The organism is uncultured Selenomonas sp. (assembly GCF_963528755.1).
Taxonomy (GTDB): domain Bacteria; phylum Bacillota; class Negativicutes; order Selenomonadales; family Selenomonadaceae; genus Selenomonas.
Window position 1 is genome coordinate 176062 of sequence record NZ_CAURXA010000005.1, and the last position, 16345, is coordinate 192406.

The 16345-nt window shown below is 57.6% G+C and carries 16 protein-coding genes; all 16 read left to right on the forward strand.

Annotation, left to right across the window (positions count from 1 at the left end):
- The first annotated feature begins 6 nt into the window (after window positions 1-6).
- The 16 genes from ispH (at window position 7) to leuC (ending at window position 16345) form a co-directional block, all read left to right on the forward strand.
- Window positions 7-837 carry a 4-hydroxy-3-methylbut-2-enyl diphosphate reductase gene (gene ispH, locus RWS31_RS07595; protein WP_314597240.1) on the forward strand — a complete coding sequence of 277 codons (831 nt, stop codon included), beginning with the start codon at window positions 7-9 and terminating at the stop codon, window positions 835-837.
- The gene (gene rpsA, locus RWS31_RS07600) at window positions 834-1955 is read left to right on the forward strand and encodes a 30S ribosomal protein S1 (protein ID WP_198003329.1); all 1122 of its coding nucleotides are present in this window, start codon (window positions 834-836) and stop codon (window positions 1953-1955) included. Before ispH ends, rpsA begins: the two co-directional genes overlap by 4 nt.
- Before the next feature lie 111 nt (window positions 1956-2066).
- Window positions 2067-3479, forward strand: coding sequence for a DUF512 domain-containing protein (locus RWS31_RS07605; RefSeq protein ID WP_314597242.1), 1413 nt, complete (start codon window positions 2067-2069; stop codon window positions 3477-3479).
- Window positions 3476-4804: a ribosome biogenesis GTPase Der gene (gene der / locus RWS31_RS07610; protein WP_314597244.1), complete on the forward strand. Its 1329-nt coding sequence runs from the start codon at window positions 3476-3478 to the stop codon at window positions 4802-4804. The genes RWS31_RS07605 and der overlap by 4 nt, the downstream gene beginning before the upstream one ends.
- Window positions 4801-5391: a glycerol-3-phosphate 1-O-acyltransferase PlsY gene (gene plsY / locus RWS31_RS07615; protein ID WP_314597246.1), complete on the forward strand. Its 591-nt coding sequence runs from the start codon at window positions 4801-4803 to the stop codon at window positions 5389-5391. The genes der and plsY overlap by 4 nt, the downstream gene beginning before the upstream one ends.
- Window positions 5392-5502: 111 nt before the next feature.
- Window positions 5503-5976 (forward strand): ACT domain-containing protein, encoded by a 474-nt coding sequence (locus tag RWS31_RS07620; RefSeq protein WP_314597247.1) that lies wholly within the window; start codon window positions 5503-5505, stop codon window positions 5974-5976.
- A gap of 14 nt (window positions 5977-5990) precedes the next feature.
- Window positions 5991-7295, forward strand: a complete 1305-nt coding sequence (locus RWS31_RS07625) for a homoserine dehydrogenase (protein ID WP_314597249.1) — start codon at window positions 5991-5993, stop codon at window positions 7293-7295.
- A complete protein-coding gene (thrB, locus tag RWS31_RS07630) occupies window positions 7289-8212 on the forward strand; it encodes a homoserine kinase (RefSeq protein ID WP_314597251.1) in 924 nt (307 codons plus the stop codon). The genes RWS31_RS07625 and thrB overlap by 7 nt, the downstream gene beginning before the upstream one ends.
- A 34-nt stretch (window positions 8213-8246) precedes the next feature.
- Window positions 8247-9473, forward strand: coding sequence for an HD domain-containing protein (locus RWS31_RS07635; protein ID WP_314597253.1), 1227 nt, complete (start codon window positions 8247-8249; stop codon window positions 9471-9473).
- Window positions 9474-9614: 141 nt separating this feature from the next.
- The gene (locus RWS31_RS07640) at window positions 9615-10154 is read left to right on the forward strand and encodes a gamma carbonic anhydrase family protein (protein WP_264919142.1); all 540 of its coding nucleotides are present in this window, start codon (window positions 9615-9617) and stop codon (window positions 10152-10154) included.
- A gap of 14 nt (window positions 10155-10168) precedes the next feature.
- Window positions 10169-10588 carry a nucleoside-diphosphate kinase gene (gene ndk / locus RWS31_RS07645; protein ID WP_013740821.1) on the forward strand — a complete coding sequence of 140 codons (420 nt, stop codon included), beginning with the start codon at window positions 10169-10171 and terminating at the stop codon, window positions 10586-10588.
- Between the two features lie 52 nt (window positions 10589-10640).
- Window positions 10641-11141, forward strand: a complete 501-nt coding sequence (locus RWS31_RS07650) for a cob(I)yrinic acid a,c-diamide adenosyltransferase (RefSeq protein ID WP_314597255.1) — start codon at window positions 10641-10643, stop codon at window positions 11139-11141.
- Window positions 11142-11292: 151 nt separating this feature from the next.
- Window positions 11293-13371, forward strand: coding sequence for an elongation factor G (fusA, locus tag RWS31_RS07655; protein WP_314597257.1), 2079 nt, complete (start codon window positions 11293-11295; stop codon window positions 13369-13371).
- Between the two features lie 85 nt (window positions 13372-13456).
- Window positions 13457-13987, forward strand: a complete 531-nt coding sequence (gene ilvN, locus RWS31_RS07660; RefSeq protein WP_314597259.1) for an acetolactate synthase small subunit — start codon at window positions 13457-13459, stop codon at window positions 13985-13987.
- Window positions 13968-14981, forward strand: a complete 1014-nt coding sequence (gene ilvC / locus RWS31_RS07665) for a ketol-acid reductoisomerase (RefSeq protein WP_314597260.1) — start codon at window positions 13968-13970, stop codon at window positions 14979-14981. The genes ilvN and ilvC overlap by 20 nt, the downstream gene beginning before the upstream one ends.
- A 101-nt stretch (window positions 14982-15082) precedes the next feature.
- Window positions 15083-16345, forward strand: coding sequence for a 3-isopropylmalate dehydratase large subunit (gene leuC / locus RWS31_RS07670; RefSeq protein ID WP_314597263.1), 1263 nt, complete (start codon window positions 15083-15085; stop codon window positions 16343-16345).

Here is a 16345-nt window from a genome sequence, read left to right on the forward strand (position 1 = left end):
AGATATATGGAAGTATTTCTGGCAGAATCCCTCGGCTTCTGCTATGGCGTGAAGCGTGCGATCAAACTTGCGCGTGAACAAGCCGCACCTGACGGGACTTCCTGTACGCTCGGTCCCATCATTCACAATCCTCAGATGGTTTCGCGTCTGGCGGAGGAAGGCGTCGGCATGGTCAATGCCTTGCCCGAATTGGAGAAGGGGACGGTCATCATACGCTCGCACGGGGTTGGCCCTCTCGTCTATGATGAAGCGAAGGAGCGCGGGCTTTCTCTCGTCGATGCGACGTGTCCGCATGTGAAGAAGGCACAGTCCACGGCGCATGAGCTTTTTCAAGAAGGGTATTCTGTCGTTATCGTAGGGGAGAAATTTCATCCGGAGGTCAGGAGCATCTTCGAATGGGCAGGCGGCGATGCCGTCATCGTGGATTCCGTCGAGGGAGCCGAAGCTGTCGCACCGTGTGCGCGCTTGGGCATCGTCGCGCAGACGACATTTTCCGGCGCGAAGTTCAAGGAAATCGTGCTCCATCTGTTGGACAAGTCGAACGACGTTCGTATCGTCCGCACGATCTGCACGGCTACGGATCAGCGTCAGGAGGCGGCGGTCAAGCTTGCGCAGCAAGTTGATCTGATGCTCGTCATCGGCGGCAAGAACAGTGCGAACACGACGCGCCTCGCGCAGTTGTGCGCCAAGGAATGCCAAACCTATCATATCGAGACTGCGGCGGAGCTGCAGGACGAATGGTTTGATAAAATCAAAAAAATTGGTATTACAGCTGGGGCTTCAACTCCGGACTGGATTATCAAGGAGGTATATCAAAAGTGCAAGAACAGGACATGAAGAGTTTGCTTGAGGCTGAAGAGGAGTCCATGCAGGAGGTAAGGGAACACGATGTCGTGAAGGCTACGGTCGTCGCTGTCGACGATGGTCAGGCTTATGTCAACATTGCTGGCCTCAAGGCGGATATTCCCATCTCGAAGAGGGAGCTTGCCTCACCTGAGCCGGATTCCGCCAAGGATGTCGTGAAGGTCGACGACGAGATCGAGGTCTTCGTCGTGAGCCTCGGCGGTGAGAATGGCGCTACGGTTTCCAAGGTTCGCGCTGACCGCATGGTCGCATGGAAGGAGATCGAGGCGCTGAAAGAAGAAGGAAAGACTGTGCAGGCGCAGGTCACGCAGGTCGTCAAGGGTGGTCTCGTCGCATCCGTTAACGGTCTGCGAGGCTTCATTCCCGCGTCGCAGATGGAGCTTCACTTCGTCAAGGATCTTTCCATCTATGTCGGCCAGACGGTGGAAGCTCTGCCGATCGAGATCGACATCCGCAAGCAGCGTCTCGTTCTTTCGCGCCGCAGCCTCCTGGAGGAAGAGCGCGAGAAGAAGCAGGAAGAGGTCTTCTCGAAGCTTGAAGTCGGGCAGATCATCCGCGGTACGGTCAAGCGTCTTGTCGAGTACGGCGCCTTCATCGACATCGGTGGCGTCGACGGCCTTGCGCATATCTCGGATCTCGCATGGCATCGCGTGAAGCAGCCGTCGGACGTTCTTTCCGTCGGCGATGAGGTCGACGTCTATGTGAAGAACTTCGATCCCGAGACGAAGCGCATCTCTTTGTCCGTCAAGGACACGATGCGCGACCCGTGGCTTGACAAGGCGGAGCGTTATGCAGAGGGAACGCACATCAAGGGCAAGATCATCAAGCTCACAGATTTCGGTGCCTTCATGGAGATCGAGCCAGGCTTCGATGGCCTGATTCCGATGGGCGAGCTTGCCGACCGCCGCATTGCGCGTGCCGATGAGGCTGTGCAGCTCGGCGACATCGTGAAGGTTAAGATTCTGCACATCGACATGAAGCGTAAGCGCATTTCGCTCTCCATCACGAGGGCACAGCGTGATGCCGAGGTTTCGGACGTTTCCTACTACAAGGATGAGCCTGTCACTCACGAAGAGGGCGGCGAGGACTGAAGAATCAAGCCTCATAGCTGAATAAGTAAAAAAGTCGGGGAGTGATGAATATTCATCACTCCCTTATTCATCAGAGCGGGGCATATCCCCGGAGAAAGTCAGAGGAACAGCATGTTGTCAGGGGAAATCATACGCGTAGCGCCGGGAAGTCTGGCGGAAGAATTGGAACTTGCGGCGGGAGACAAGATCCTTGCTGTCAACGGGCAGGAACTGCGCGACATCATCGATCTGAGCTTTGCTTTCGCCGAAGAGGAGATCGAGCTTCTCGTCGAACATGCAGACGGTGAGCAGGAATTGCTTGCCTTCGACAAGGACTATGATGAAGAACTTGGCGCAGAGTTCGCTTCCGCCGTTTTCGATGGCATACGTTCGTGCGGCAATCGCTGTTACTTCTGCTTCGTCGATCAGGTGCCGCCTGGCATGAGAAAGAGCCTGTCGGTCAAGGATGATGATTATCGCATGTCTTTCCTCTATGGCAACTTCGTCACGCTGACGAATATGCGCGAAAAGGATTTCCAGCGGATCGAACGCTATCACCTGTCGCCGCTCTTCGTTTCCGTCCATGCGATGAATCCCGATCTGCGCGCCGCCATGCTCAATACGCGGCGGGCGGCTGAGATTGCAAACCATCTCGATCGCTTGGAAGCGGCGGATGTCGAGTACCATACGCAGGTCGTGCTTTGCCCGGGACTCAATGATGGCGGGGAGCTTGACCGCACGGTGGAGGAATTGATGGCCAGGCGGCCGCACGCGCTGTCGCTCGCCATCGTGCCCGTCGGACTCACGCGCTTTCGCGAGGGATGCTACCCGCTGCAGATGTTCGATCGTAAGGGGGCGGCCGCCGTCATTCACCAGATTGAGGTTTGGCAGCGGCGTGCGCGAGAGGAAACGGGCAAGAGTTTCGTCTACCTCGGTGATGAATTCTACTTTCTCGCAGGGCTTCCCGTGCCGCCCGTGGAGGAATACGACGGTTTTCCACAGCTCGACAATGGCATTGGGCTTGCGCGAAGCTTCATCGAGGAGTGGAAGAACACTTTGCAGAAGCTGCCTGCGCCCGAGGGATATGAAGAGCCACTGCATCTCGTGATCCTCTCGGGCACATCGGTTGTACATCTCTTTGAAAAGCTCATGGCGGAGCTTTCCGTGCCCGGACTCCATATCGATTGTCTTGGCGTGGAAAACGATTACTTTGGCAGGACAGTCAATGTTTCGGGACTCCTGACGGGTGAGGACATGCTGCGCGCTCTTGACACTCTGCCCGTTGTGCCGCACGGCGTCATCGTGCCTGAATGCGCCCTGCGTACGGGCGAGAACGTCCTGCTCGACGATATGACACTCGATGCATTTCGCAGCGCCGTGCCGCACCTTCGCGTTGAGACGGCGCAGGGGGGCGGCGATCTCGCGCGCGCCCTTCTCGATTGGGAACATTATCGAGGGGCGTCGGATGATGAGGCTTCGTATATGTGGCAGAGCAACGCAGCGTATACGAAACCGAGGAAAGAGGAAAAGGAGAGGATGGAATGAGCAAGCCGATCGTAGCGATCGTGGGACGCCCGAACGTAGGCAAGTCCACGCTCTTCAATAAATTGGGCAGGAAGCGCGTGTCCATCGTCGATGATCTGCCGGGCGTCACGCGCGACCGCATCTACCTTGATGCCGAATGGCTCGGTAAGGAATTCACGATGATCGATACGGGAGGCATCGAACTCGATACGAGCGATGTCATCTTGCGCTCGATGCGCCAGCAGGCGCAGATCGCCATGGAGGAGGCGGATGTCATCCTCTTTCTCGTCGACGGCCGTACGGGCCTGACGCTTGCTGATGAGGAAGTCGGCAAGATGCTGCGCACGACGAAGAAACCCGTGCTCTTGGCCGTGAACAAGATCGATTCCCCCAAGCAGGAGGCGGACGTCTACGAGTTCTACAACCTCGGCCTTGGCGATCCCGTGCCGATTTCTGCTACGAACGTCATGAATCTCGGCGATCTGCTCGATGCTCTCGTGGCGCTCTTTCCCGAAGGGGCGGAGGAAGAGAAAGAGTCGGATGAGATCAGCATCGCCGTTATCGGCCGTCCGAACGTCGGCAAATCCTCGCTTGTCAATGCACTCATGGGTGAGGAGCGCGTCATCGTCAGCGACGTCGCGGGCACGACGCGCGATGCCATCGACACGCACTTTATGGCGGAGGACACGAAGTTCATCCTCATCGACACGGCGGGCATGCGACGCAAGGGAAAGATCGATGCGCCAATTGAGCGCTACAGCGTCATGCGAGCGCTTCGCGCCGTCGACCGCGCCGACGTCGTGCTCGTCGTGCTCGACGCCACGGCGGGCATCACCGAGCAGGACAAGAAGATCGCAGGCTATGCCCACGAATCGGGCAAGGCGGTCGTGCTCATCGTGAACAAGTGGGACATCTATGAAAACAAGGATGAAAAGTCTACGCTGCGCTTCACGGATGAACTGCGCATAGAACTTGGCTTCCTGCAGTACGCGCCCGTCCTTTATACTTCGGCGCTCACGCATCAGCGCGTCGCGCGCGTCACCGATCTCGTCAAGTATGTGGCAGATCAGGCGTCGATGCGCGTCAAGACGAGCATCCTGAATGACCTCGTGCGCGATATGATCGCCGTGAATCCACCGCCTGCTCACAAGGGCAAGCAGCTCAAGATTCGCTATATGACGCAGGCGGACATCCGTCCGCCGAAGTTTATCGTTTTTGTGAACGAGCCTGAGCTTATGCACTTCTCGTACCTGCGCTACATCGAGAACAAGCTGCGCGAGAGCTTCGGTTTCGAGGGAACGCCGCTGCGTCTCATCGTGCGCGGCAGGGAGGAGGAAGAGATATGACGCTTTTCGCCTGCATCATTGCCTACCTTCTGGGCTCTGTGCCGAACGGTCTGCTTCTTTGCCGCGCCATCTGGCACATCGACATCCGCGAACACGGCAGCCGCAACATCGGCGCGACGAATGTCTACCGCACGCTGGGCAAGGGGCCGGGGGCGCTCGTCTTCGCGCTCGATTTCCTCAAGGGCTTCCTCGCCGTCTATATCGCCATGCTTCTCGTCGGTACGCCGCTTTCCATGGTCTTGGGCGGTATCGCCGCCATTCTCGGACACTCGGCGTCCGTCTTTTTGCGCTTCAAGGGAGGCAAGGGCGTCGCTACGGGTCTGGGCGTCATAGCGATGCTCATGCCGGTGGTGACGGGCGTCGTCTTCTTTGCATGGCTCGTCATCGTCCTCGTCACGCGCTACGTTTCGCTCGGCTCCATCGTCGGCGCGGCGCTCGTGCCCGTGCTCGCATTCTTCTTCGGCTGCCCAACGGAATACACAGTCTTCGGCGTCCTCGCCGCCGTTCTCGTCATCGTGCGTCACCATACGAACATCACGCGCCTCTTGAATGGCACGGAGAGCAAGATCAAGGCGGGGCATCGGTGAAAGGGAGTATTTGAGAATTCTTTTCTCGTAAAATGTCTATAGGGACTGTACAATAGTGTTGGACAATGGTATAATTCCAAGCGTGGAATTTATGCGGCAGGAGGAATTTTTATGCCAAGAGAACGCAAAGAAAACACGGAACGAAAGGTGCAGAGCGGATTCTTCCTCGTGCAGGAGCAGATCCTGCCCGAGGCGATCAAGAAGACAATCCGCGTGAAGGAGATGCTCAAGCGCGGCGACGCACGCACAATCAACGAGGCGGTCGACAGTATGGGATTGAGCCGCAGTGCTTATTACAAGTACAAGGATTATGTCTTTCCCTTCTACGAAGCGAGTCGCAACAAGATCATCTCGCTGACGCTCCTCTTGGAGCATAAGAAGGGCGTCCTTTCGAGCGTGCTCAATACGATCTCGGCGGATTCGGGCAGCGTTCTGACGATCAATCAGGGCATCCCCCTGCAAGGTGTGGCGAATGCGACGGTTTCCATTGAGACGGCGAACCTCGCGGTGGATCTTGAAGCGCTTCTCGACAAACTGCGCATGGTGGACGGTGTGAAGCGTCTCGAAGTCCTCGGACAGGCATGATGAAAGGTGAAGAGATGAAAGAGATCAAGATCGGCATGCTGGGCTTCGGCACGGTCGGCACGGGCGTCGTGCGCGTGCTTCGCGAGAACGAGCGCGAGATCACGGCGAAGGCGGGGGTGAAGCTCACGCTGAAGTCCGTGCTCGTGCGCGACGCGAAGAAAGAGCGCCCCTATATGGAGGGGCTGCATCTGACCGAGAATGTGGATGAAATCCTAAACGATGAGGAAATCGACATCGTCATCGAACTTCTTGGCGGCATCCATCCGGCGCGCGAGTACATGCTGGTCGCGATGGAGAAGGGCAAGAACGTCGTGACGGCAAATAAGGACGTCGTGGCGCAGTTCGGCAAGGACATGTTCGAGGCGATGGAAAAATACGGCGTGGACTTCCACTTTGAAGCGAGCGTCGGCGGCGGCATTCCCATCGTCATGCCGCTGAAACAGTGCCTGACGGCGAACCGCGTCACGGAAATCATGGGCATTATCAACGGTACGACGAACTACATGCTCTCGCAGATGGCGAAGAACGGCTCCGACTACGACAGCGTGCTCAAGGAAGCGCAGGCGAAAGGCTATGCCGAGGCGAACCCTGCGGCCGATGTCGAGGGGCTTGACGCGGCGCGCAAGATTGCAATCCTCGCGTCCATCGCCTTCAATACGCGCATCCGCTTCGAGGATGTCTCCGTCGAGGGCATCACGAAGGTCACGCCCGAGGACATCGAGTACGCAAAGGCTCTCGGCTATGTCGTGAAGCTCCTGGCTATCGGACGCGACTGTGGAGAGGCGGGCGTCGATGTGCGCGTGCATCCCGTATTTTTGCCGAAGGCGCATCCGCTCGCCTCCGTCAATGACGTCTACAACGCGATCTTCGTGCGCGGCAACGCCATCGGCGAGGCGATGTTCTACGGACGCGGTGCAGGCTCTTTGCCGACAGCTTCAGCCGTCGTCGCCGACGTCATCGACATCGCACGCGACATGCAGCTCGATACGTTCGGGCGGCTGCACTGCACGTGCTATGCGCACAAATCGCTTTGCCCCGTGGAGGAAACGAAAGCGTCCTACTATGTGCGCCTTCTCGTCGATGATGAGCCGGGCGTTCTCGCTGCCATCGCGACGGCATTCGGCAACCACAAGGTCAGCCTGAAGTCCGTCATTCAGACGAGACGATATAAGGAGCGTGCGGAAATCGTCGCGGTCACGCATGTCGTCAAGTATAGAAAGATGCAGGAGGCGGCGGCGGATCTTGAGAAGCTTGCCGTCGTCAGTGAGATCCGCAGCATCATCCGCGTGGAAAATCCGCAGGAGGACGGCGCATGCTGAATCGAACGATCTGCGTTCGCGTGCCGGGTACGAGTGCGAACTGCGGGCCTGGCTTCGACGCCATAGGGGTCGCCTGCACGATCTATAACGATCTGGAGCTTACGCTGAAAGGGGAAGAGGGGCTCGTCATCGAAATCGAGGGAGAGGGTGCGGCCAATATCCCCGCCGATGAGCGCAACATTGTCCTTCGCGCCATTCGCACGATCTTGAAGCGCGCGCATCGGGAAGATGAGGTCAAGGGCTTCCATATCCGCATGACGAACCACATCCCTTTATCGCGCGGTCTTGGCAGCAGTGCAGCGGCGATCGTTGCAGGACTCAAGGCGGCGAACGCCCTCTTAGGCAACCGCTTTTCCAGGCGCGAGCTCCTGCAGATGGCGACGAACATCGAAGGTCATCCCGACAATGTGGCGCCCGCCATTTTTGGCGGCTTCACGATCAGCGTCGTCAAGCGCGGCAGAGTCGAATGCTTCTCCCTGATGCCTCGCATGCCACTGAAGCTCGTCGTCGCCGTGCCGGAGTTTCCGCTTTCGACGCGGCTTGCCAGAAGCGTTCTGCCCGAGCAGGTGAAGATGAAGGACGCCGTTTTCAACCTCAGCCGTGCGGCGCTCCTTGTCGCTGCATTGACGAAGGGGCAGCCGCGTTTTTTGCGCAACGCCTTCGCCGATGCCCTGCACCAGCCGTACAGAGAAAAGCTCATCCCCGGCATGAAGGACGTCTTTCGTGACGCATGCCGGGCAGGTGCGCTCGGCGCAAGCCTCAGCGGCGCGGGGCCGTGCCTCATCGCCTATACGCTGGAGAATGAAGAGGCGGTGGGACAGGCGATGGTCGAAGCCTTCAAAGAGCATGAAATCAAGGCGCACGCACTGCAGCTTTCTCTCGATGCACATGGTGCGAGAATTTTGAAACATCGCTGACGCAGGAAAGGCGTCGCAGGTGAAGGAGTCGTGTATGCGTGAGGAGGAGTTCGTCAAGGCAGTGGAAGGGGCGGGCGGTACGGTCTACCTCGTCGGCGGCTGGGTGCGCGATCATCTTAGAGGCGCGAAGCCGCGAGATAGGGACTTCGTTATCACGGGGCTGGAGAGGGATGTTTTCGCAAAGCTTTTCCCTGCCGCCTCCCTCATCGGTCACGCCTTTCCTGTCTATCTCGTGGAAATCGATGGCGTACGGTCGGAAGTTTCCTTCGCGCGTCGCGAGAGGAAGTCGGGGCATGGATATCGCGGCTTTGCCGTAGATTTTGGGGCGGAAGTCACGATCGAAGACGATCTCTTTCGCCGCGATACGCGCATCAACAGCATGGCTTATCGCCTGCCCGCGATGGAACTCATCGATCCCTACGGTGGACGGGGCGACCTTGCGCATTGCGTGATTCGCGCGACGTCGCATCATTTTTCCGAAGACCCCGTGCGGGCCCTTCGTGCAGCGCGTCAAGCGGCGGAACTGGGATTTGTCATCGACGAGGGTACTCAGGTGCTGATGGCGGATTGTGCGGCAGAGCTTGAGGAAGAACCGACAGAGCGCATCGTGCACGAGCTTTCGCGTGCGCTTGCCGCGCCGCAGCCCTCGCTTTTTTTTGAAGCTCTTGCGCACGCGAGCCTCTTGGAATCGGTGTTCCCGGAAATCTTCGCCTTGAAGGGAAAGACGCAGCCGCCCCAGTATCATCCTGAGGGCGACGCCTACTGCCATACGATGCAGATCGTCGATGTCGTAGCACGAAAGACGCGGACGATCGAAGCGCGCTTTGCCGCTCTCGTGCACGACATCGGCAAAGGGAAGACGCCTGAGGAAATGCTGCCTCATCATTACGGGCACGAGCAGCGCGGACTCCTCGTACTCGATGCGTGGAACGAGCGCATGACCTTGCCAAAATCGTGGCTTATGGCGGCGCGCTTCGTCATCAAGGAGCACATGCGTGCACCGCTTTTGAAGAAGACGGGAAAGATCGCCGATCTTTTGCTTGCGGTCGAAAAATCGGGGCTTTCGTTTGCCGATTTTCGTCGTATCATCTGTGCCGACCATGGCACTTTGCCGTACTATTTGGTGCATGGGGAAGAGTTGTTGCGGAAAATGCTTCAAGTGCGCGGTACGGAGGCACCGCCCGAACTTCGTGGCGCGGCGGTGGGAAAGTGGCTGCGTGAAGAAAGAGTGCGACGCTTGGCGCATCTGCTTCCAACATGAGGTCTGCTATGAAGTGCGCTTTTGAAATGGATTTGTCTGAGGTCTGAGTCAGCATGGATATGGGCGTCTCCTTTACAAGCGCGAGAAAATTCCTTATAATAGTTCTGTCCGATAAGGGAAGAAGGAAAGGGAGGGGTTCGCATGGCAGTCATCCTGCCTTACAAAGGCAAAGTGCCGAAGATCGACCCGACGGCGCTCATTGCACCGAACGCTACGATCGTCGGCGATGTGACGATCATGGAAGGGGCGAACATCTGGTTCAATGCGGTCATCCGCGGTGATCTGCAGCCCGTCGTCATCGGCAGGTACACGAACGTTCAGGACAATGCGACGATCCATGTCATGGGCGATGCGCCGACGATTGTCGGCGATTATGTGACGATCGGTCATAACACGCTGATCCACTGCAGCAAGATTGGCAATAACTGTCTGATCGGCATGGGATCCACCTTGCTCGGCTACACGGAGATCGGTGAAAATACGATCATCGGGGCAGCGACGCTTCTGACGCAGCACAAGAAGATTCCGCACGATTCCCTGGTCTACGGCAATCCTTCGCGCATCATCCGTGCGCTGCGCGAGGACGAGGTCGAGGCGGTTCATGCCTCGGCGATGAACTACTGCAAGCTGGCCCGAGTCTATCGGGAGGAGCGCGAAGCGCGGGAACATCAAGGGAAGTAAAAGGAGATATGAAGATGCAGGAAAAGACTTTGGTACTCATCAAGCCGGATGCTTTCGAGAAGCAGCACACGGGCGACATCATCGCCATCTATGAAAAGGCGGGACTCAAGATCCTCGCGATGAAGCTCATGCAGATGACACCGCGCGTGGCGCAGAAGCACTACGCCGAGCATATCGGACGCCCCTACTATGCGGAGCTTGAAGAATTCATGACGTCGGCACCGCTCGTCGCCATGGTGCTCGCAGGTGATGACGCCATCGCACGCGTGCGCGAAATCAACGGCAAGACGAATCCGGCGGAGGCCGCCGAAGGAACGGTTCGCAAACTCTACGCCGAAAGCGTTGGCAAGAACGCCGTCCACGCTTCCGACAGCCCTGAGAGCGCGGCGCGCGAAATCGCCATTTTCTTCAGCGCGATCGAAGTCCTCGACTGATATTTTCCTGCCGCATGATTTCTGAAAGTTTAACAGCATTGAGGTGAAAGAGATGGGCGTTTATACGAAGACAGGTGACAAGGGGCAGACGAGCCTATATACGGGCGAGCGCGTCGATAAGGATGCGCTGCGCGTCGAGACGTACGGTTCGGTTGATGAAGCGGGATCGGCGCTCGCCATGGCGCGCGCTTTTGCGACAAAGGAAGCGGTGCGGGAGAAGGTTCTCGTGCTGCTCAAGAAGCTGCCGCTTCTCATGGCCGATATCGCGAGTCTTGGTGAAAAGCCGATGATCACGTGCGAGGATTCGGAGATGATGGAGAAGGACATCGATGCCATCGATGCGAAGCTGCCGAAGCTCGCTCACTTTCTCATCCCCGGCGATACGCAGGCGGGCGCGATGCTCGATCTTGCACGCACGTCCGTGCGCCGTGCTGAGAGACGCTTCTGCGCCTTGGCGAAAGAGGCCGATCTCCATGAGGAAGACCGCGTCTTTCTCAACCGCCTCTCCGATTACTGCTTCATGCTGATGCGCTTGGAGGAAGCGGAAGATTGAGCAGAGGAACGTGAAGGAAGAAGAGATGCCGCCATCAGGCAAAGGCCGCTTGATGGCGGTATTTTTTTGGAAAATTATCTCGCTGTAAAAAGCAGGATATATCTCATTTTCAGAGAATAAAGAAAACATAAAATAACGAGGAGTTGATCAAATGAAAGAGTACGCAAGCACGAATATCCGCAATATCGCCCTTGTTGGGCACGGCAAGTCGGGGAAGACGAGCATCGCGGAGGATTGCCTTTTCAATACGGGGGCGATCAAGAGGCGCGGCAGCATCGCCGACGGGACGATGGCTTCGGACTATGAGCCGGAAGAGACGCGGCGCGAGCTTAGCATACAGACCTCGCTGCTCGCCTGTGAATGGCTCGATCATAAGCTCAATATCCTTGATACACCGGGCTACCCGGACTTCGTCGGCGAGGTGAAGAGCGCCTTACAGGCGGCGGACAGTGCTCTCGTCGTCATCTCGGCCGTCTCGGGCATCGAGGTGGAGACGGAGAAAGTCTGGCGCTATGCGGAAGCGCTGGATTTGCCGCGCGCCTTCTTCGTCAATAAGATTGATCGCGAGCACGCCGACTTCCAAAACGTCGTCAATGAGCTGCGCCTGCGCTTCGGTACGGGCGTCGTGCCAATCCAACTGCCTGTCGGCAAGGAAGCGGCTTTCCAGGGTGTCGTCGATCTCCTTGCCATGACGGTTCGCATCAAGGAGCGCGACAGGAACAACTGCGTGGCGCTCGATGAGATTCCCGAATATATGAAGGATGAAGTAGAAGAGGCGCGGCAGACACTCATCGAGGGTGTTGCTGAAATAAACAATACTCTTCTTGAAAAATACATCGAGGGTGAGACGCTCGATGAGCGCGAGGTGGCAGAGGCTCTGATCGAAGGCATCGAGACGGGGAAGATTTTTCCCGTACTCTGCGGCTCAGCTTCCTTGAACGTCGGCATGCACGCGCTCCTCAACGATATGGTCGAATATCTGCCGGCGCCGACGGATCGAACGGTCGTGGGAACGCTGCCCGGTGGCGAGGAATTGGCGGAGCGCACGCCTGGCGATCCCTTTTCCGCGCAGGTTTTCAAGACGATCGTCGATCCGTTCGTTGGACGCTTGAGCTTCATCCGCATCTTTTCGGGTGAGATGAAGAGTGACGCCTCGTATTGGAATATCTCGACGCAGCAGATGGAGCGCGTGAGTACGCTTTACACGATGCAGGGCAAGAAGCAAGTCGCTGTTGCCAAGGCGCACGGCGGCGACATCGTCGTCGCGGCGAAGCTGCAGAATACGCGCACCTCGGATACGCTCGTGGCGAAGGAAGCGCCGCTCTCCTACGATGCCATCGAATTCCCCATGCCGATGCTTGCACAGGCCGTTTATGTAAAGAAGAAGGGCGAGGAGGATAAGGTTTTTGCGGCGCTTGCCAAGGAGTGTGAGGAAGATCCGAGCCTCAAGCTCGAAAAGGATGCGGAGACGAAGGAGACATTGATTCGTGGCATCGGCGAGGTTCACCTTGAGGTCCTACAGGAGAGGATGAAGCGCAAGTTCGGCATCGAGGCGATCTTTGCCGAGCCGCGCATCGCCTATCGCGAGACGATAAGGAAGAGCGTCAAGGCGGAAGGAAAGCACAAGAAGCAGAGCGGCGGACACGGCCAGTACGGTCACGTCATGCTGGAGATTTCGCCGCGCGATGCGGGCACGGGCAACGAGTTCACGGAGAACATCTTCGGCGGCAGCGTGCCGCGCCAATATGTGCCCGCTGTGGAGAAGGGGACAGCGGAGACGCTTGCTGCCGGCATCCTCGCAGGCTACCCCGTCGTCGATGTGCGGGTAAACCTCTACGACGGTTCGTACCATACGGTCGATTCGTCGGAAGTCGCCTTCAAGACGGCGACGGCGATCGCCCTTAGAAAGGGCATTATGGAGGCCTCGCCCGTGCTTCTTGAACCGATTTACGAGATGTGCGTCCAGGCGCCCGAATACTATATGGGTGACGTCATGGGGCAGCTCAATGCGAAGCGCGCGCGCATCCTTGGCATGGAGATGATCAGCAAGGATACGAGCGAGGTGCGCGCGCAGGTGCCGCTCGCCGCGCTGCACAAGTACGCGACGGAACTGCGCTCCCTGACGCAGGGGCGCGGCACCTATACGCTGCGCTTCTGCCACTATGAGGAAGTGCCGGAGAAGACGGCGCGCCAGCTCATCGAAGCGGCAAGGGAGCGAAAGGAAAAGTAAGGAAAAAATCTTGTTGACAAACCGAAGCGATGTTGCCATAATGTATACATGTTTACACTAGGGTTATGCGTTGGGAGGATTTCAGATGCGACATGTGCTTTCCATACTCGTGAGGAATCAGTCCGGCGTACTTGTCCGTGTTGCAAGCATGTTTTCGCGGCGGGAGTTCAATATCGACAGCCTGTCTGTCGGTGTGACCGAGACTGCGGAGTTTTCCAGGATCACCGTCGTCGTGCATGGCGATGAGGAAATGGTCGACCAGATGATGAAGCAGCTCGAAAAGCTGCCCGATGTCGTCGAGGTGCAGGCGCTCCTTTCCGCCGCCTCGGTTTTCCGCGGCATGACGCTTATCAAGGTAAGGGCGGACGACACGAATCGTCTCGACGTGCTCAAGATGGCGGAGATTTTTCGCGCACGCGTCGTCGATGTGCAGCCGACAACCCTGATTTTTGAAATCACAGGGGATGATGCGAAGGTCACGGCATTCCTGCAGCTTCTTTCGCCCTACGGCATCCTGGAAACGATCCGCACGGGTCTCATCGCTCTCGAACGCGGTGAGCATACCATTTATCAAGATTGTGAGGAGAGAGAGTATTATGGCAAAAACTTATTATGATCAGGACGCGAACTGGGAGGTCATGAAGGGCAAGACCGTTGCCATCATCGGCTACGGCAGCCAGGGACATGCGCATGCGCTGAATCTCAAGGAGAGCGGCGTCGACGTCGTCGTCGGTCTTTACGAGGGCTCGAAGTCCAAGGCTGCTGCCGAGGCTCATGGTCTCAAGGTTCTGACGGTCGCCGAGGCGGTCAAGCAGGCGGACATCACGATGGTTCTGATTCCGGATGAGAAGCAGGCGGACGTCTACAAGGAAGAGATTGGTCCGAACCTCAAGCCGGGCAGTGCTCTCGCCTTCGCACATGGTTTCAACATCCACTTCAAGCAGATTGTTCCGCCGGCTGGCATTGACGTTTTCATGGTTGCACCGAAGGGCCCCGGTCATCTCGTTCGCCGCACCTTCGAGGAAGGGTCGGGCGTTCCGGCGGTCTTTGCCGTTGAGAAGGATGAGACGGGCAAGTGCTTTGACATCGCGCTCGCTTATGCGCGTGGTCTTGGCGCAACGCGTTCCGGCGTCCTTCAGACGACGTTCCGCGATGAGACGGAAGAGGATCTTTTTGGCGAGCAGTGCGTGCTCATGGGCGGCGTATGCCAGCTCATGCAGACGGGTTTTGAGGTTCTTGTTGAGGCAGGCTATCCGCCCGAGATGGCATATTTTGAGTGCTTCCACGAGATGAAGCTCATCGTTGACCTCTGCTATGAGGGCGGCATGACGAAGATGCGTCAGTCCTGCTCCGACACGGCTGAGTACGGCGACTACATGATCGGACCGCGCATCATCACGGAAGAAACGAAGAAGGAAATGAAGAAGGTTCTGAAGGAGATTCAGGACGGCACGTTTGCCCGCAATTGGCTGTTGGAGAACCGTGCCGCCGGTCGCGCGAACTTCCTCGCACAGCGTCGTCTTCATCAGGAGCATCCGATCGAGAAGGTCGGCGCAGAGCTCCGCAACATGATGCCTTGGCTTCGTGACAAGAAAGAGCTGAAGTTCTGATTTGAGCAACAACAAACGTTGAATCTTGGAACGGCTTACACTCCTTTATGGTATAATGAGGTGTAAGCCGTTTTCTTTCGACTTATCCAGGAGGAAATTTCATGGGAATGAATATGACGGAGAAGATTCTCGCGCGTCATGCAGGACTTTCGCATGTCGAACCAGGACAGCTGATTACCTGTCAGCTTGACATGGTGCTCGCGAATGACATCACGGCGCCGCCGTCGATCAAGGAGTTCGAACGCATCGGCCGCCCTGTGTTCGACAACGAGAAGATTGCGCTCGTGCCCGATCACTTCCAGCCGGCGAAGGACATCAAGGCGGCGGGACTCGGCAAGATCGTGCGCGACTTCGCGAGAAAGCATAAGATCAAGAATTACTTTGAGATCGGCCGCGTGGGCATTGAGCATGTCATCCTGCCTGAGTTCGGTCTTGTGGGACCGGGCATGCTGACGATCGGCGCGGATTCGCATACCTGCACGTATGGCGCCTTGAATGGCTTTTCGACGGGCGTCGGCACGACTGATCTCGCCGTCGGCATGGCGACGGGGCGGGCTTGGTTCAAAGTGCCCGAGACGATCGAGGTGCATCTGACGGGAGAGAAGCCTGCCGATGTCAATGGCAAGGACGTGATTCTGACGCTCATCGGCATGATCGGTGTCGACGGCGCACTCTACAAGTCACTGGAATTCACGGGCGAAGGAGTCGCCGCACTGACGATGACGGATCGTTTGACGATTGCCAACATGGCCATCGAGGCAGGTGCGAAAAACGGCATCTTCCCGTTCGATGAAAAGACGAAGGAGTACGTTGAAGGCCGCGTCAAAGGCGCGTATGAGCCTGTGACCTCGGACGCTGACGCGAAGTATTGCCGCACCATCGAAATTGACCTCTCATCTCTGCGTCCCGTCGTTGCTTTCCCGCATCTGCCGGGCAACACGAAGCGCGTCATGGACATCGCTGAGCCGATCAAGATCGATCAGGTGGTCATCGGCTCCTGTACGAACGGGCGCTTGGAAGACCTTGAAATTTCCGCAGGGATATTGAAAGGGCACGAGGTGCATCCCGATGTGCGCTGCATCGTGATTCCGGGCAGTCAGGCGGTTTATCAGGAGGCGATGCACCTCGGCTACATCGACGTCTTCATCGATGCGGGCTGTGCCGTCGCTGCGCCGACGTGCGGTCCTTGCCTCGGCGGCTACATGGGTATCTTGGCGGCGGGCGAGCGCTGCGTTTCTACAACGAACCGCAATTTCCGCGGGCGCATGGGGCATGTCGACAGCGAGGTCTATCTGGCAGGCCCGCATGTGGCGGCTGCGAGCGCCATCTTGGGCAGGATCGCCGCGCCGGAGGAGGTAAAGTGA

Bases quoted from the DNA above. Each gene is read 5' to 3' on its own strand.
- fusA (WP_314597257.1), top strand. From the start codon at position 11,293: ATGAAAGAGTACGCAAGCACGAATATCCGCAATATCGCCCTTGTTGGG.
- rpsA (WP_198003329.1), top strand. From the start codon at position 834: ATGAAGAGTTTGCTTGAGGCTGAAGAGGAGTCCATGCAGGAGGTAAGG.
- der (WP_314597244.1), top strand. From the start codon at position 3,476: ATGAGCAAGCCGATCGTAGCGATCGTGGGACGCCCGAACGTAGGCAAG.
- RWS31_RS07620 (WP_314597247.1), top strand. From the start codon at position 5,503: ATGCCAAGAGAACGCAAAGAAAACACGGAACGAAAGGTGCAGAGCGGA.
- leuC (WP_314597263.1), top strand. From the start codon at position 15,083: ATGGGAATGAATATGACGGAGAAGATTCTCGCGCGTCATGCAGGACTT.
- ndk (WP_013740821.1), top strand. From the start codon at position 10,169: ATGCAGGAAAAGACTTTGGTACTCATCAAGCCGGATGCTTTCGAGAAG.
- ilvN (WP_314597259.1), top strand. From the start codon at position 13,457: ATGCGACATGTGCTTTCCATACTCGTGAGGAATCAGTCCGGCGTACTT.
- plsY (WP_314597246.1), top strand. From the start codon at position 4,801: ATGACGCTTTTCGCCTGCATCATTGCCTACCTTCTGGGCTCTGTGCCG.
- ispH (WP_314597240.1), top strand. From the start codon at position 7: ATGGAAGTATTTCTGGCAGAATCCCTCGGCTTCTGCTATGGCGTGAAG.
- thrB (WP_314597251.1), top strand. From the start codon at position 7,289: ATGCTGAATCGAACGATCTGCGTTCGCGTGCCGGGTACGAGTGCGAAC.
- RWS31_RS07605 (WP_314597242.1), top strand. From the start codon at position 2,067: ATGTTGTCAGGGGAAATCATACGCGTAGCGCCGGGAAGTCTGGCGGAA.
- RWS31_RS07640 (WP_264919142.1), top strand. From the start codon at position 9,615: ATGGCAGTCATCCTGCCTTACAAAGGCAAAGTGCCGAAGATCGACCCG.
- RWS31_RS07650 (WP_314597255.1), top strand. From the start codon at position 10,641: ATGGGCGTTTATACGAAGACAGGTGACAAGGGGCAGACGAGCCTATAT.
- RWS31_RS07635 (WP_314597253.1), top strand. From the start codon at position 8,247: ATGCGTGAGGAGGAGTTCGTCAAGGCAGTGGAAGGGGCGGGCGGTACG.
- RWS31_RS07625 (WP_314597249.1), top strand. From the start codon at position 5,991: ATGAAAGAGATCAAGATCGGCATGCTGGGCTTCGGCACGGTCGGCACG.
- ilvC (WP_314597260.1), top strand. From the start codon at position 13,968: ATGGCAAAAACTTATTATGATCAGGACGCGAACTGGGAGGTCATGAAG.